A 14,727-nucleotide genomic window follows, 5' to 3' on the forward strand; every position below is an offset into this window, starting at 1 on the left:
GCAAATTTTGCTTGCGGCCGATCCAATCGCCATCGACGAGCTTGGCAAAGAAGGCGCGATCGATGCCGCGCGGAGCGCGCAGATCGACATCTTCGATGATTGCGGTCTGCCGTAGCGAGGCGAACTTCAGGCGCACGATGAGCCTTTTGTTCTCCCGCTCGGTTGCTTCGCGATCGATCATCAGGCCGAGGCGCTGTTCGAAGGTCAGCGCGGTGACGTCGGGTTGGCGTTGCTGATCATCGAAGGCCTTGGCCATCCCGGTGAGCCCGAGAGCGGCGAGACGTTCGTGGGTGTGGTTGCTGAGCATAGGGTCTCCTTCTTGCTGGTCAGTGGTAGTAGCCGCGGCCACGGATGTTGCCGTGCTGGATGGGATCGGCGTCGGGGGTGGTGTCGGGAAGGAAGGCCTTGTCGAGGCCGGTCTTGAGGATCGAGGCGATCGACCGATAGCTCGCCGAGCCGATGCTGATCCCACGGCGGCATGCGGCCTCGAGACGCCGCGCCCCATAGGTCTTCTCCATCCGCAGGATACCGAGACAGGATCGGAAGCCCTGCTCAGGATGCGGCTTTGTCCGCATAATCGCTTCGCACAGCGCGACCGTGGATGGACCGATCTTCTCGGCGGCGGCCAGCAGACGCCCCGGCGTCCAGAAGGCGTATCGGCGATGCGCGCTCGGCATGTGCTCTGGGATCGTGGTGTGCGGGTGCTTCACGCCCGAGCGTGCGTGGCTCGCGATGCGGGTGCCGCGATGGAACACCTCGATGGTAGCCTCGGTGGCCCGCACCTCGACGATCTGACGGATCATGCGGGATGGAACCGAGTAGAAGTGCCCCTGAACTTCGACGTGGTAATCCGGCGCCACGCGGGCGCGACGCCATTCGGCATACTGATAGGGCTCGGCCGGCAGCGGCATCAGGGCCGAACGATCGATGGTGTCGAAGAACTCGCGGCGGCTGGCACCGAGCTTGCGCATCAGGCGGGCGTTGAGGTCGTTGACCAGGATGCGGATCGCGACGTTCAACTCGGCGAGCGAGAAGAAGCGCCGATCGCGCAGCCGCGCTAAAATCCATCGCTGAACGACGAGAACCGCCGCCTCGACCTTGGCCTTGTCGCGCGGCTTGCGTGGCCGCGCCGGCATGATGGTGGTGCCGTAATGGGCCGCGAGATCCTGATAAGTCCGATTGACCCCCGGCTCGTAGCGGCTCGCCGTCGTCACCCCGGCCTTCAGATTGTCGCAGACGAGCGCCTTCGGCACCCCGCCCAGGAAGGTAAGCGCATCCACATGGGCGCCGATCCAGTCGGGCAGCGCCTCGCTGAACCGAGCTTGGGCGAATGTGTAATTCGACGCTCCCATGACCGCGACGAAGATCTTGGTGGCGCGCACCTCCCCGGTGAGCCCGTCGAACACCGGCACGGTATCGCCGGCGAAGTCTACGAACAGCTTTTCTCCGGCCGTGTGGGTCTGCCGCATGGTCGCTGATCCCGTGGCGCCATTCGACGTAAAGGTCGCAAAACCGGCTGTAGCCGTAGCCGTCGGGATGATGGCCGCGATATTCCTCCCACAGCAGCGCCAGCGTTACGCCGCGGCGGCGCAACTCGGCATGGACATGCCCCCAATCCGGAAGCGGCTTCGATCGCGGCGGATTGTAGCCGGCCGGCGCAAATAGCTTGCGCTCCAGCGCCGTGTCGTCGAGCTCCGCCGGTATCGGCCAGCTGATGCCGATCACCGCGGCGCGGCGGACATATTCCGCGATCGCCGTGCGACCGATCCCGACCGATCGGGAGATCACCCGATCGCTCGCCCCACACGCATACTTCAGGCGCAGAACTTCTCGAATCTTCCGCATCGGCAATCTCTCGGCGGGCATCGGACCTCCCATTGCGTGAACCGCAAAAGCAGGACCTTGCCTCGTTCAGACTGCCGACAACGCCTCCCGTCTCACCCTATCAACAGGGTGGCCGCCTTCCGTCGGAATCGGTGGCCGCTTTGCCTCGGATTCCGCAGGCGCGACACACTTCCTCACCAAACACTCCCAAAACGCCGAGATGGCTCTCTCGGTCCCGGCCTATAATCTGACGCGGGTCATGAACATCGTTGGGATCAAGCCGCTGATGGCTGCGATCGTGGCCTGAGACCAAACGGGTCTTGGCTTCTCACGGACTTCCCTAGGGAGGGCGTTTTTCACGGCCAAGGCCCTTAGCAGACATCCAGTTGGCCACAAAAAGGCCCGCAGTGTTTTCGGCACTGCGGGCCTTTTGATGGGCTGGCTGGCTCCAGCCGCCAGTTCAGATGCCCTGCCTAGCGTATTAGGCCACCTCGCGACTCCCAGTACTCAGGTGTCCCGTAGTACTGGTGGGTGCGCGTTTCCCAGTCTCGATCCTGCCACGAGTCATCACTGAACTCAGGCGCGTCCCTCAACTGTTGCTCGGTGATATTTGTTCGGAAACCACCAAGCGACGTATCATACGTCAGAGCGCCCCAGGGTATGGGATAATGGCTGTGGCCTAACCCAACAAATCCGCCAAAACTCATGACGGCATAGGCCACGCGACCTGACACCTTGTCGATAATGAGGTGATCAATCTCACCGATATTCTTTCCACCTGCCCCATAAACCTCGGTTCCCTGAATGTCTTCGCTTGAGATGCATTGATGATCCGGATGGGCTGTCGCACGGGCCATTTGGCTTCCTCCCTCAATAGTGAGTTTGTCGCCTTAACTCGGCCGCTACGGCGTCGTTCCTAATCTCCGAGAACATTTCGCACCGCTACCCCCCAATCTATCGTCGCCGACATCGACTCCAAATTCTTCGTCAAACATCATGGCGTCGGGAAACAGTGGCAACTTTTTCAAGGCAAACGAATTGAATCTAAGAACGGCATCTTGGAGTCAAAGAGGGACGATTCTCCGCTGCACGTTGCTGTGCAGCGAGCGTGGAACGAGCAACGCCGCCGATCAGCGCCGTTGCTCGCTTGAGAGGTACCTAAGCGGAAAGCGGAAAATGGCAAGCTGGTGAAAGCGATCCAGAAGATCTGACGTGCTGCGGCCTTTCTTATCTAACTCGCTTAGAGTTGGTGAAGGAGGATGGCAAACTTCGCAAGGGCTCTGATCTGCCTAGCTACTCGAAGTGCTCGACCTGATTGGACGCTGGGCGCGATGGCAAGTCTCATGGCACCCGGTATCACCATGTCGCTTCGATATGCTTTTGGATAACCGCAATGAGCGGTTCGCGATCCACGATCCCGAAGGCGTGGCCTTCCGGTACGAAATAATGGACGACCTGAACTGACGTCCGCCAGCCGTAGGGGCGCAGCCGTGGCCAAACGGCTTCAGCTTCCGCCAGAGCGCAAGAGCAACTGCTCGCACTGGCGGGCATTTCCCAGTCAGTTTCAGCGAATGCTTTCGATCCGAGGAGAGCCGGCTATGCCGGCTCTCCTTCACGAATGATATCTAGCCTTTCTGACCGCTCATTTGCTTCTGATCGCTCATTTGCTGGGCGCGCATATAGCTCTTGCAAGCACGCCGCATATCGCCCTTCGCCATAGCGGCATTTGCCGCACCCATCTCCCTCATCATCGCGGCCTTGCCAGGCGTGTCTGGCACAGCGTTACTGGACGTGACGAGCTTAGCCATGTTTTCGCCTGTGCAAGCCATCATCTTCGCAGAAGCCGGGCTTACAGCGAGCGCAGTGGTGATCGTGATAGCGGTGACGAGCAGTTGCATATTCTCCTCCCCAGCCGCACGATGCGGCCGGAGTCAAAAATTGGAAAAGCTCGAAAAAGTTCCTGCGAGCTAGATTGCTGCGTTGATTTCGCTACGGCCGAGAACTTGCGCCGGCATCAACGCAGGGGTTTCCCCCCGCGGCGGCTCCGCTGGCGCTCCTCGCTCTCCCCAAGTTAGCCCGAACTGGTCGTCCCCTGTTCGGGCATTAACGGCGGGCCCCTCGCGTAGCTGGGCTTCCGGCAAGCGCGGCGCCGATGCAAGGCCGTGCTTTCGTACGCGCATGGGGCATTGATGAAATACGCTGCCAATCGTCCTTTTGCCGACCCCGAGAAGGGCGCCCGGCGCCTGCTGGTATACGCGAAAGCTTTCGAGCCCGTCCAGGATGGCCGCAGCTATATCGAGAAGATAAGCGGCCATTCCTCTTCGGCGACAAAGGGACGCCGGCGGAATATGCAGCCGGCCTCGATCGGGCGATTTCGCTAGGCTGGCTCCAATTGCACGAGAGCGGTACGTTCGTGACGCTAACGCAGAGCTGCGCCGACCTGTTCGCCCTAACTGCCGGTCGCCGAAAAGACCAAAACAGGCTCACGTTGGAACGGATTGGCCCACCGCGCATGATAAGGCATGACAACTGAAGATGCAGAACGGTATCGCCGGAAAGCTGAGGAGTGCCGCGCCAACGCAGGGACGGCAACCGACGACGTAGATAGAGCGGCGTGGCTTCGGCTCGCTGAGGATTGGATGGAACTGGCGCGATCCGCGAACAGGGATGGCGGCGCACCGGGTAACGCCGAAGAAGAAATCAAGAAGCGCGCTTAAGAGATCTGGGAGCGCCAAGGCAGGCTAAAAGGCAAGGAAGACGAGTTCTGGCAGCAAGCGGAGCAAGAACTGCGAAACGAGGATAAATCGTCCCCCATCCGCACGCCCGGCACGAGAGCGGAACGTTCTTGAATTTAACGCAGGGCAGCGCCGATCTTTTTGCCTAAGCCAAAGCCCCAGCTCCGGGGACGTCAGAGCTGAGGCTATTGGAGCAAGCAGCCCTCACCCAAGGCTGCACCAGTATCGCAGCATTGGCCAGCCGTCGCCACTACAACAAAAGTTAATCGCACTATGCTTTTTCATTCCGGGAAGATGTCTAAGCCCTTGGAACCCGCTGCTTGCACCGGCATTTTCCTTTGCTAGAGGGCGCTCGTCGATGCGGTACTGCCCCCGGTGCGACAATACGCGGTGGGTTTGCGAAACTCATCTCGACCGGCCGTTCCTGGATGGTCGGGCCTGCGGTTGCGGCGGCGCTGGGGCACCTTGCTCGGCCTGCCACAAAACCAATCCGGCCGATCCCGACGACGTCCCGGCAATGCCGGCCGGCTTCATCCCCGATATGAGTTAGGCACTTTTCGGATTTCGTGAGGTTTGGACTAGGTCGCGTTGGTGGGGCATGATCACCAGCGCGGTAAGGCCCGACGGTTGACTGCTCTATCGACTCCTCAGCCCACCGTCGAACTCTTGCAGCGGGCGGCGCTAGGCCACTCCGGCCGCGAGGCTCGAGCTCAGTAGCTTCCAGCCTCCAAATCAATTCTGCGCGTTGTCGCGCGCGATCGTGCGGCCGAAACTGCCACCTCAAAAAGTCAGGATGATCAGTGGAACAAACGTTATGAAGTCTCGCTTGACTCCGGGTCAAACACTGAGAGGGCGTGCAGTTCTTCCGGGCAGGTTGGAACGACACCTGAATCGATAGATTAGCGGGATTGCAGGTTACGGCATCCAAGGAGGCGTAAAAATGGCGACATTAATTATTATGGATCACAACGGCGACACTAGGTACGATTTCAACACTGGCGACGCGAAGGCGGTTTTGGAAGCAGAGGCGCGCGTTAAGGAATTAACTGGCGCAGGTTTTACAGCGACCACCCGAAATACGTTTGGAGAGCCAACGGTAACACGTTCGTTCGATCCAACTGCGGAGGAGACTTTGTTTTTCCCGCGCTTGGTTGGCGGCTAGTCTTCAGATGTTCCGAAACCTGCTGAACACCGACCGTCTTCGACGGATCATAATGGTTGCCTCTCGAGGGGCACGCGCCATTGGAAACCGGTACTTTGAGGCGGGTTGCACCCAAGCAGAATTACGGGGCATCAGTTTGCTGAAGGGATGGTTGTCACCTGAACAATTGACGCAATATGAGTCCTATCGGTATTTTGATGTCATTGGCCGTCAGAGCGGCAAACGCTATCGCATCCGTTACGGCGCGGGGATGAACATCTACGAGATCGACTCGTGCGGAAGGAGGCTAGCCGGGTTGTGTTTTGTTCCTAGCGAGACTTTGGTCGCGGGTGATGTCATGCTGGCGCAAAAGATCGCACTGGAAACTGACGAATGGAGTGCGCTAGCCGTAGCCAGAAGGTTTGCGCCCACTTGGCATTAAACTAGGGCCTCACGACTGCAGCATAGTGCGATCTCAGAAGCTGAGCCATGTGCCTCAGAAACCAGCGCAACTCTTCGTTGCCTTGCATCCCAGACAGCAAAGGAACACGAATCATGGATCGCGAACACGTAAAGGGCGCTGCGGACAAGGCCAAAGGCGCCATCAAAGAAGGTGCCGGTAAGCTCAGTGGTGACAGGGACATGGAAACCGAAGGCAAGCTTGATAAGGCACCAAGGGATTCGCGCACAACGCCGCGGGCGATGTGAATGATGCAGCGCGGGACGCCGCTAACGCCATCAAGAAATAAGCAAGAAGAAATGACCAAGAACTAGCCGCCTCCGGGCGGCCTTTTCTTTGCCCCTAAGAACTCTGGCTGCGCAGCCATATCGCGAATTGGCGTCCGCTGGTCGAGCGGTGTAGGCGAAGTCTGCCTTACCCCGAAGGCCATGCCGGTCATCTTGCTCTCTAAAGAGGAACGGGACGTGTGGATGCGAGCGCCGTGGGACGAGGCCAAGGCGCTGCAGCGGCTATTGCCCGATGATGCGATCAGGATCGTTGCACGCGGTGTGGACAAGGAAGCCAAGGCCGCCGCATGAAATACGCCACCGCCCGCCCCTACGCCGCTTCGGAAAGCCGCGCGCCGGATCCTCAAGATCGCGAACGCCGTTGAGCCCGTTCAAGGGCGTATCCCCATCGAGAAGATCAACGAGCCGGCGCGATGGCGGCAGCCCGGCCAAGTACGGCGCGAGCCTCAAACTTGGGTTCGAGCGAGGCTGGCTCACGATGAATGAATCTGGGACTTTCGTCACCTTCACGCCGGTCGGCGCCGAGCTGTTCGCTTGACGGGTAAAGAAAGCGCGTTTCGGATGTCCGCGGCGGGAAATCGATTTAACTCGGCCCTGGGGTGTCGTCCTTCTTCGGCGACCGCAGGCCCTGTGAGTTAAGCCAGTCGTCCATATGGGCCGCCGCTTCGGTCTGCCGCGCCTTTTTTAAGACGGCGTCGCGAACTGGTCCATAGGGTAACAGCTTCGCCTCGTCTCGTAGATTGTGTGCCTCCTCGAGAAGGCGGGCTTTGAGTGATTTTGTTTGTTTGAAACGACGCCGCATCTTCAAGGCGCTGCTCCCCTGTTTGAGTTGGGCGGGAGCGCGACCGAGCGTTCTCATCACCGATAGCTGCCAAGAGGTCCGCGGTGACAGCCTAGCGTGGGCCGGAACTCGGATGGAAGCGAGTCCTATGTTTTGCTCCGCGGACGAAACCTTTCAGGAACGGCTCAAGCCGCTCAATTGGCATGCTCATCTAATTTGCCGCCACGGAAGTCGGAAAACAGGTCAGAATCGCGGCCTTAGTGCTTCGGCTGGTTTATCGTGAAGGCAAATTTGACCTGGAGCACCGGGCCTGCTGCGTCGCGAACGTCGATTGCCGTGTCGTGCTCGATACTGCCCCCCCGGTGTTCAATTTTGACCAGCCTTTCCCGTTCGGACAGCTCATACTTCCTTTATCACCGCGCGGACCTTTGGCAGCTATCGGTGATGAGAACGCCGGTTGCGCTCCCGCCTTCCTCTAGCGGAATGGAGCAGCGCCATGCCGCAACAGCGACGCCGCATCAAGCAAGAAAAGACCTTCCAAGAACGCCTTGTGGAAGAGGCTCGGCGATTTAAAGAGGCTGCCGAAAGGCTGCCTCCCGGCAGCCGTGCCCAAGAGTTACTCTTGCGGCGAGCCCGCCAAGCTGAGACCGCATCTCATATCAACGAGTGGCTAACGTCACCGGGACTACAGGCTCCACAGGTTGGGAAACTTGCTGGCCGATCAGTATAAGTAAGGCACGCCGTTCAAATGCAGGATTATCTGGCGTCACTGGAACGTCTGCGGAAGGAAGCGGCCGAGGCCGCGCTGATCCGGGACCTCGCTACGGACAAAGCCAAGCAAGACTTCTTCGACCGATTGCACCGTCACTTAGATCAGCTTGCGGAAGAAATTGAGCAAGCCATGAAGACGGTGTAAGGCCGCCTCAGTTGGCGGCCCCGGCGCAGGGCGCGCCATGCAGAAACCCGCCGGGTTGAGATCGACGGGTTTCGCACTCTCGCGGGGGCTTGGGCGGGTTTCCGCGATTGGGTCATTCGTAGCAACCCGAGATAACGATTTACCAAGCTTGCATCAGAGTCCGGCTAGCCGCTTGCCGGGCAAGGCCCGCCTCTCGGGACGGGCAATGACTGCCCACGTTGATATAGAGCGCCACGCCCGCCGCATGGCGCATTGGAATGACGGCCCCAGCGCGTCTCTTCCAGGCTGGGGCCGTTTCTTCGGAGCTTGGCGCAGGCATTGCTCTTGATTTGATGCTGGGGATTTGAGTGGCCCAGTTTGAGACTAAAGCGCCGCCCGGCAACGGATTTCGAGCCGGGCGGCGTAATTTTTGGGACGAAACGGTTTTCCTCAGCCGACGAAAACATCCTGAAACAATTGAGCTGATTTGGAAGCGGTCACGCAGCAGATACCTCGCCGCACTGGGCCAGCCTGCGGAGGCTGAGCAGTGATCGAGGCCTCAGCAGCTATCTCGCGATAGTGAGCGTGGCCGTCGTCACCGCTCACGCGTTGGGCGCCTATCGAACTGGTTAGATCGGCGGGCTAGAAGCCGATTGGAATCGAGGCCCGCTGAAAGAGTCGTAAGGGGGCTTCCGGTTTTCAGCCCCAAACCCAACCGGAAGAAGGCGTCCCCAGCTTGTTCGAGAGTTGGGGCCGTTTGTCATTCAGATCGACAGCCCCGCTAGTCCAATAAAAATGGCCCCAACGCGAGGTGCGCCGAGGCCATAAGAGTATCATATTTTCAAATAGCCAGATGGAGTAGTGGGTACCCATCCGGCGCCCTTATAAAACCAGGAAAATCTGGCAACGTCTGTCCAATAGTGAACAGAACGCGGAAGGTTGTTGGGCTTGCAAGCGGCCTTCGCAACCCTGCAAACCCCCGTTCTTAGGAACCAGCAGCGTCGCCCAAAGTCGAACCCATTGCTCCCGGGGGATCGTGGACACGAACCGGGAGAAAGTGGCGGCTCCAGCCCTTACCCGTCCCTGCCTGGGGCCGTTTCTTTTTTCGGCGGCGCCCCAAAATCGGGAAAAAATGGCAAAGCGTGAGGAACATGCGCCTGCTGGCGGAGTCAGTTCACAGCTTCCGGTTTTTGTGCCCGAGGACCCCCGGAAGAAAAGTCGGAGTTGGCGGCCCCAGCTGTCCAGTTGATAGCTGGGGCCTTTTCATTCAGAAGCCTGCACTCTAGCCGGCGCCGTAAGGCTTGTTTAGGAAGTAGCTGCGGCTTCCTAGCACCTTCTCTGCGTATTGATCGATCGCAACGGTATCGCCTTGACGTGTTGATAGCAGTAACCCTCTCGCGTTGCCCGCTGCCGCAGCTCGGCAAGCGCGTCGATCCAGGCCGAGTTGTCGGCCGCTTCATCGTCGTACCATTTCAGTTGATCGCCTATCACCAACTCCGGCCGCAAAGCACACGCCCTTTCGTGGGGCCCCCTTGCTCTTTCTTGAGCCGGTCCCGCTTTTCACAAAGGCCCTCAATCTTTATCAGCATCCGCTGCACCAAAAGCTCAGCCGATGCTGTCCCGATGCCGGCGCGCTGAAGCTGGAGGATTTCCTTACGCTGCCTTCCGACCTGGAGACGCATATGCTCGATTTCGGAACGGACGTGATCTAGGTCCATAGCGCTCCGGCCATGGCTCCGAAATACCATCCCACACCGGTCTCAGGCAGCCACCGCAAGGCGCTCGCCAAGGCGCTGACGCGCTCGCGCGCAATGACATCGATCCTCGCGCGCCGTGCAGCCGAAACGCGCGCCGCCGGCGAAGCGATGATCCGCGAGGCGGACGATCTGCTGTGTCAGAGCTGGAACGAGCGCATGTGGGCCGATGGCGAGCCGGTCGACCCTTCGCCGACGGTCGACCAGGCGATCAACGGCGGGTATCCCTGGCTTGAGATCGCCTGTTCACGCTGCCGCACGCCGCGCACCGTCGACCTTGCATCGCTTCCACACGTGCCAACTACCTGCGTGCACGACCTCGCCGGCCGGCTGCGCTGCGAGAAATGCCGCAAGGCCGGCAAGCGTCCTCCGCGATACCTCGCGCAACGAAGAGACCTGGCTGATCTTCCTCGAGGACGTCCATATCGGCACCATCGGACGACGCGCCGGCGTCCCCACCGATGCCGAGCAATGGGGCTGGCGCTGCGGCTTCCTTTCAGGATCGCGACGTGGCGCCCGTGCCGAGGGCACGGCTGCGGACTTCGATCAGGCGAGATCTCAATTTGAAGCCGCTTGGCGCAGGGTGCGGCCGAGTTATGCAGACGCTGACTTCGCCGACTATCGCCGCGCGCGCCTGGACAGCATGGAAGCAGACGATGTGGGAAACGGGCGCAAGCTTCCGACGCAAACTCAAGAAGGCCATGCACGATGCTTCTGCGGCGCCGAGATTGATATCGCGAGTATGGATGGGCACGTCACGGCAGCTCACATGAACGAAGCTGCCGATGTGTAACCTCTATTCAATTACCACCAATCAAAGCGCGACCGCCGCCCTCTTCCGCGTCATGAATCGCTACGTCGGTAACCTGCCGCCGATGCCGGGCGTGTTTCCAGATCATCCCGCGCCAGTCGTGCGTAACGCCGGCGCCGAACGCGAGCTCGTCCTGATGCGCTGAGGGCATGCCGCCCCCACCGCGCACCGGCGGGGTGGCGGCCGGCTGGTTGAAGCCGGAAAACCGCTGCCTGGTGCCGTTCAACAGCTTCGCTGAATACGCACCGGAACCGAACCTCGAGACCAAGAATGACGTCATTTGGTTTGCGATCAACGACGATCGGCCGCTGACCTGCTTCGCCGGCACCTGGACCGAGTTCAAGGGCGACCGCGGGACGAAATCGAAACCGGTTCCGGGTCCCCATCAGGTCTACGGCTTCCTAACCACTTCGCCGAACGCCGTGGTCGAGCTGATCCACCCTAAGCCGGTCATTCTGCTGACAGACGAGGAACGCGACGTCTGGATGCGCGCGCCGTGGGACGAGGCCAAGTCGCTGCAGCGGCCATTGCCCGATGATGCGATCAGCATCGTCGCGCGCGGCGCGGACAAGGAAGACAAGGCCGCCGCATGACCACCGCGCCCGCCTCTATTCTTGACTGCGCCCGCGGACCTCAGACTCGGCTTGAAGCCAAAACTCCAAGTCACGGCCTGCAGGGCATCCGCTCTGTTCCCAAATTTCCCGGGCGCGTGCACTGATTGCCTGCTTGGTGCGTCTCGCCTCCAAACGCTGCTGCAGCGTCTGCCTCAGATCCTGAATCCAGGCCCTCAGCCGTTCCGCGGTCGTCTGGTCATTGATACGCGAAGCAATCCGGGTCGCTTGGTCGATCTTGCGCACTAGTTCCCGGGGATCTTCACTCTGATCCATAGACCATCTCCATCTAAATAAGACGGTTCAGGTCACAGCTTTGTTCATGTAGCGATGATGGAAATGTTCTAGGCGGCCGGACGCACAACGGTTCCGGACGACACGCGCCGGGCCTTACCACTCCGCACCCACCGGAATGGCCCACTTAGGCTGGGTGTGATTCTTGGCAGAATTGCGCGCCCTGCAGCGCCAACAGGAGAGGTCGGGCGGCCGTCGCCGACTGGATGTAATCCCAGGTTGACCCCCTTTGGTCGGGGCGAACCTATTGCGGTTGAACGGTCGTTGTCCTTTGAAAGAATGGGACCAGCTTCTCGAAAATCTCCACCCGATGCCGATTGATCTCCCAAGTCAGGGCATCACTGAAGCCTCGCGCATGGGTATGAATCGCATCCCGGTCGGCTGACACTTTGGTGGGGGCGCCATTGATCAGGATCCACCCGCTGAGCTCGTTACCGTTCCACTCGATTCTATTTATGCGATCGATTGACATGCCTGCACCAATTGCCACCATGCGGTCCCGTCCCAAGACCACCAGAAAACGGCGTGAATTGTAATTCCGTCAGATTGCGTAGACGGTAGGATCTTGCGAGGTACTCCATCCTCACGGCGTACCCACCGATGACGGGGGAGGTCCCGCATGCCGGCTTTCAAACTAATTGTCATCGCGGCGCCGATGTCAGGCCGCTATTCGAACATGCACGCATGGGAGCGGTTTAAAGGTCGCCGATTTCCTTCATCGCCAGCGCAGAAAGCTGCGCCGGGTCTTTGACTCCAGTTTGTGAGATCTTGATTATCTTCCTGGCAATCATCTCGGTTATGGGGTCGTTGCGATCCACAAGGCCAATGATGTGCAATGTCTTTTAGTAAGCCGCTTCCAGGCTCCTGATTAGCTCAGGCTCCAGCGGCGAATCCTGTAGATGGCCATCTGCCCTCAGGGAAGGACCGTATCACAAGAACCGCGTTCTGGCCCGAACCGAATTGGTACACCCCCATTGCCCTAGTCTACGCTGTTTGAGGATCCCGACCCGCTTCCCGACGGCCGGAAGTTCATAACCCTGAAGGATGCCGCCGACTACATCACGAAGCTACCAAAGGCCGAACAGAACCGGCCCGAATGGCAAACGGCCATTCACTCTCTGATCGGGGCCGCTGAAGGTCGAGACTTCCTGTTGCGTGCTCGGGTCGGCACGCTTCGGGCGTTGAACGTCGGCAAGCCAAAGCCAGATGTTGAGCCACCAGACCAGCTTGGAGATTGGCCGCGGGATTCAAGTCCACATGAGCCACTAGTTCCTGCGATGACCCCATAAGACAAAGGCCAAGCGGGCGTTACACCGCATGGCATTCCCGCTACCGCGAGGAATCCGTCGCCGCTAAATTAATCGCGAACTGGCCAGGACGTTTCACAGAAGCCCGCCGGGTTGAGTTGGCAGGCTTCCTACGCGGTTACTAGTCTCGCGGGCCTTGGGAGCAATACGCGATTGCCACGAAGATACAGAGCTGCGGTTAACAAACGCTCGCGGCCCGCCAGCGTGAACCGACGGGCTTTGATGTGGGGGCCAGCGCTTTCAGATAACGGCGGATGCCTTCGCACCGGATAAAATCCGACTTGGTGTCGCACTTTGGTGACAGCATTGGGCCCGCGGCGTTGCTAATACACGCTGGCAATTAGCGGAGGCGTCAGCATGTCAGCGCTAGTCGTCGCCACGGTTAGACTCGCCTGCGTCTCGCTGCATGAGTTTGGGCCATGAAGTCTACAGAGGAAGACCGGGATTGGGACGCCGAGGCGGCTGAAGCGCTGGAAGCGGCTCGCCTGTTGCCTCCAGGGCCGGAGAAGATTGCAGCTCTCAAGCAGGCGGGCATGCTGCAAAACATCGCCGTCAAGGCGGGGATTGTTTTTCAGAGACGCGGCCGGCCACTGAAATAAGACGGTGCCCGCCTTCGCACACGGGCGTGCGCCGATCAGTACCTCTGAGGCCGGCAATAGAGCGGCCAGAGAACTGCAATTTTGAGCAGCGATGCCACCGCAATAGAAGATTACCTTCGGCGAAATGCGCGCATCGGGCGCCTCCCGGTCCTGGTGCTGTGAAATGTTGAGCCTAGCCAGGCGATCAGGGCCATCATTTTCGGTGAATCACACGATCGCAGTCATTAGTCCATTATGGGTACGCAAGGGGCCCGGCAATGACCGAGACTTCCACAGCTATCGCGCGGCGATTTTCGTCGCTCACGCGTTAGACGCCTATCGCGTAGCGGCCGTCGCGCGGTTGCTATAACAAATATTAGTCGATGTATCTGGCTTCCAGTTCAACGTCACGTCTAGGTCGCCAGGAAAGATTTGCCATTTCGAGCCGTCGTCGAGTTCTACAAGGTGACTTTCGGAATGAGATCGGATCTTCATACTTGGCAACGGCGGGAGGCTCCGCGAGGTTCCTGCGCACTACCTTCCTTAAACTCGCCGCGCCGCCAAATGACTTGCAAGTCGGGGAACGCGTGCACTGCACCTATACGACAGCTCGGCTCCGTGTACGACGATCTTTAGCGTCATCCGACAACGGTCGCTGCGCCTCATCCCACGGTGCGCGCCTCGTTACCAACGCCGCCCAGCGATCATGCTCAAGCGCGGCTTCCGATATGGGGCCAAAAGCGGTCTTCGAGAAGTACAGTGGGAGGATGTGCGTTTCATACCCTCAACAGGAGACATTGCTTACCTCGCTCAGTTCTCGGCAGGGAAGTAAAGGGTTAGCGCATCCGCTTCCCCTCGCCCGCTTTTTCCCGATAATTTTTCCGGATACATGGATTGCGGTCCGAGGGCGCAGTCAAATGGACAGTCTAATGCGCGACGGCACAGAAGCTGAACAAATTAACGCTGGGCCAAGTGATCGGTCGGACTGCAAGTTCGTTCCCACACCAGCCCGCATCGTCTTCCCTCGTTTGCGCCTCTGACGTACCGCGATCTTCAGCGCCAGTGGGCGGCATCCGTCAGCAGCTGCGTTTGCGCTGGTCGGATACTGGTTATCCAGGATTTGACCAATCACCCTGCGCAGACCGCCCGAATCGTTCCGATCTATGCAAGCCTGCAGCGCGACAATCTGGATGGGAATCCCGCGACAATCAGGATGAGAATGCGCCGCTGCTGGGGTGACGAAGGGAGG

General features: G+C 59.6%; 12 protein-coding genes and 4 pseudogenes. 9 read left to right on the forward strand and 7 right to left on the reverse strand.

The features are described 5' to 3' along the window. The 4 genes and pseudogenes from JQ624_RS37095 to JQ624_RS37110 form a co-directional block, all read right to left on the reverse strand. A partial coding sequence (locus JQ624_RS37095; RefSeq protein WP_312014564.1) for an ATP-binding protein occupies positions 1-349 on the reverse strand: 349 nt, incomplete at its 3' end. Continuing rightward, positions 327-1,866: pseudogene (gene istA / locus JQ624_RS37100) on the reverse strand (IS21 family transposase). The gene JQ624_RS37095 and the pseudogene istA, both read right to left, overlap by 23 nt. Positions 1,867-2,297: 431 nt before the next feature. Further along, complete coding sequence (locus JQ624_RS37105) at positions 2,298-2,681, reverse strand: PRC-barrel domain-containing protein (RefSeq protein ID WP_212423825.1); 384 nt, start codon at positions 2,679-2,681, stop codon at positions 2,298-2,300. A 768-nt stretch (positions 2,682-3,449) separates the two neighbouring features. After that, complete coding sequence (locus tag JQ624_RS37110; RefSeq protein ID WP_212423826.1) at positions 3,450-3,722, reverse strand: hypothetical protein; 273 nt, start codon at positions 3,720-3,722, stop codon at positions 3,450-3,452. Between the two features lie 822 nt (positions 3,723-4,544). Between JQ624_RS37110 and JQ624_RS39640 the strand changes: the two genes are divergently transcribed. From JQ624_RS39640 to JQ624_RS39085, 5 genes and pseudogenes are all read left to right on the forward strand, one after another. Then, positions 4,545-4,673 (forward strand): DUF2934 domain-containing protein, encoded by a 129-nt coding sequence (locus JQ624_RS39640; RefSeq protein WP_312014565.1) that lies wholly within the window; start codon positions 4,545-4,547, stop codon positions 4,671-4,673. Positions 4,674-5,499: 826 nt separating this feature from the next. Then, positions 5,500-5,721, forward strand: a complete 222-nt coding sequence (locus JQ624_RS37120) for a hypothetical protein (RefSeq protein ID WP_212423827.1) — start codon at positions 5,500-5,502, stop codon at positions 5,719-5,721. 7 nt (positions 5,722-5,728) lie between these two features. Further along, on the forward strand, positions 5,729-6,142 hold the full coding sequence (locus JQ624_RS37125; protein WP_249130376.1) for a hypothetical protein: 414 nt from the start codon (positions 5,729-5,731) through the stop codon (positions 6,140-6,142). Between the two features lie 113 nt (positions 6,143-6,255). After that, on the forward strand, positions 6,256-6,408 hold the full coding sequence (locus JQ624_RS37130) for a CsbD family protein (protein WP_409334422.1): 153 nt from the start codon (positions 6,256-6,258) through the stop codon (positions 6,406-6,408). A gap of 171 nt (positions 6,409-6,579) precedes the next feature. Further along, positions 6,580-6,738 (forward strand): annotated as a pseudogene (locus JQ624_RS39085) (SOS response-associated peptidase); the annotation flags it as partial. 292 nt (positions 6,739-7,030) lie between these two features. On the opposite strand, the gene JQ624_RS37135 reads toward JQ624_RS39085, so the two are convergent. Continuing rightward, on the reverse strand, positions 7,031-7,249 hold the full coding sequence (locus tag JQ624_RS37135; RefSeq protein WP_312014566.1) for a hypothetical protein: 219 nt from the start codon (positions 7,247-7,249) through the stop codon (positions 7,031-7,033). A gap of 727 nt (positions 7,250-7,976) precedes the next feature. Between JQ624_RS37135 and JQ624_RS37140 the strand changes: the two genes are divergently transcribed. The 3 genes and pseudogenes from JQ624_RS37140 to JQ624_RS37150 all read left to right on the forward strand — a co-directional run bounded on the left by JQ624_RS37140 (position 7,977) and on the right by JQ624_RS37150 (position 11,281). After that, positions 7,977-8,144, forward strand: coding sequence for a hypothetical protein (locus tag JQ624_RS37140; protein ID WP_212423829.1), 168 nt, complete (start codon positions 7,977-7,979; stop codon positions 8,142-8,144). Between the two features lie 1,709 nt (positions 8,145-9,853). Then, positions 9,854-10,264 (forward strand): annotated as a pseudogene (locus JQ624_RS37145) (hypothetical protein); the annotation flags it as partial. A gap of 398 nt (positions 10,265-10,662) precedes the next feature. Next, a pseudogene (locus JQ624_RS37150) lies at positions 10,663-11,281 on the forward strand (SOS response-associated peptidase family protein). A gap of 15 nt (positions 11,282-11,296) precedes the next feature. Here the strand turns inward: JQ624_RS37150 and JQ624_RS37155 are convergent. After that, positions 11,297-11,575, reverse strand: coding sequence for a DUF2934 domain-containing protein (locus JQ624_RS37155; protein WP_212423830.1), 279 nt, complete (start codon positions 11,573-11,575; stop codon positions 11,297-11,299). 1,744 nt (positions 11,576-13,319) lie between these two features. On the opposite strand from JQ624_RS37155, the gene JQ624_RS37160 reads away from it, so the two are divergent. Then, positions 13,320-13,499, forward strand: coding sequence for a hypothetical protein (locus tag JQ624_RS37160; protein WP_212423831.1), 180 nt, complete (start codon positions 13,320-13,322; stop codon positions 13,497-13,499). A gap of 892 nt (positions 13,500-14,391) precedes the next feature. On the opposite strand, the gene JQ624_RS37165 is transcribed toward JQ624_RS37160, so the two are convergent. Beyond that, positions 14,392-14,727 (reverse strand): hypothetical protein (locus JQ624_RS37165; RefSeq protein WP_212423832.1); only part of this gene is annotated, 336 nt, incomplete at its 5' end.

Source organism: Bradyrhizobium sp. AUGA SZCCT0283, assembly GCF_018130385.1.
Lineage (GTDB): Bacteria > Pseudomonadota > Alphaproteobacteria > Rhizobiales > Xanthobacteraceae > Bradyrhizobium.

What these genes read in the sequence shown, in the direction of transcription:
- JQ624_RS37105 (WP_212423825.1), bottom strand. Translation starts at nt 2,681, where the DNA reads ATGGCCCGTGCGACAGCCCATCCGGATCATCAATGCATCTCAAGCGAA.
- JQ624_RS37155 (WP_212423830.1), bottom strand. Translation starts at nt 11,575, where the DNA reads ATGGATCAGAGTGAAGATCCCCGGGAACTAGTGCGCAAGATCGACCAA.
- JQ624_RS37130 (WP_409334422.1), top strand. Translation starts at nt 6,256, where the DNA reads ATGGATCGCGAACACGTAAAGGGCGCTGCGGACAAGGCCAAAGGCGCC.
- JQ624_RS37120 (WP_212423827.1), top strand. Translation starts at nt 5,500, where the DNA reads ATGGCGACATTAATTATTATGGATCACAACGGCGACACTAGGTACGAT.
- JQ624_RS37140 (WP_212423829.1), top strand. Translation starts at nt 7,977, where the DNA reads ATGCAGGATTATCTGGCGTCACTGGAACGTCTGCGGAAGGAAGCGGCC.
- JQ624_RS37160 (WP_212423831.1), top strand. Translation starts at nt 13,320, where the DNA reads ATGAAGTCTACAGAGGAAGACCGGGATTGGGACGCCGAGGCGGCTGAA.
- JQ624_RS37110 (WP_212423826.1), bottom strand. Translation starts at nt 3,722, where the DNA reads ATGCAACTGCTCGTCACCGCTATCACGATCACCACTGCGCTCGCTGTA.
- JQ624_RS37125 (WP_249130376.1), top strand. Translation starts at nt 5,729, where the DNA reads ATGTTCCGAAACCTGCTGAACACCGACCGTCTTCGACGGATCATAATG.
- JQ624_RS37135 (WP_312014566.1), bottom strand. Translation starts at nt 7,249, where the DNA reads ATGCGGCGTCGTTTCAAACAAACAAAATCACTCAAAGCCCGCCTTCTC.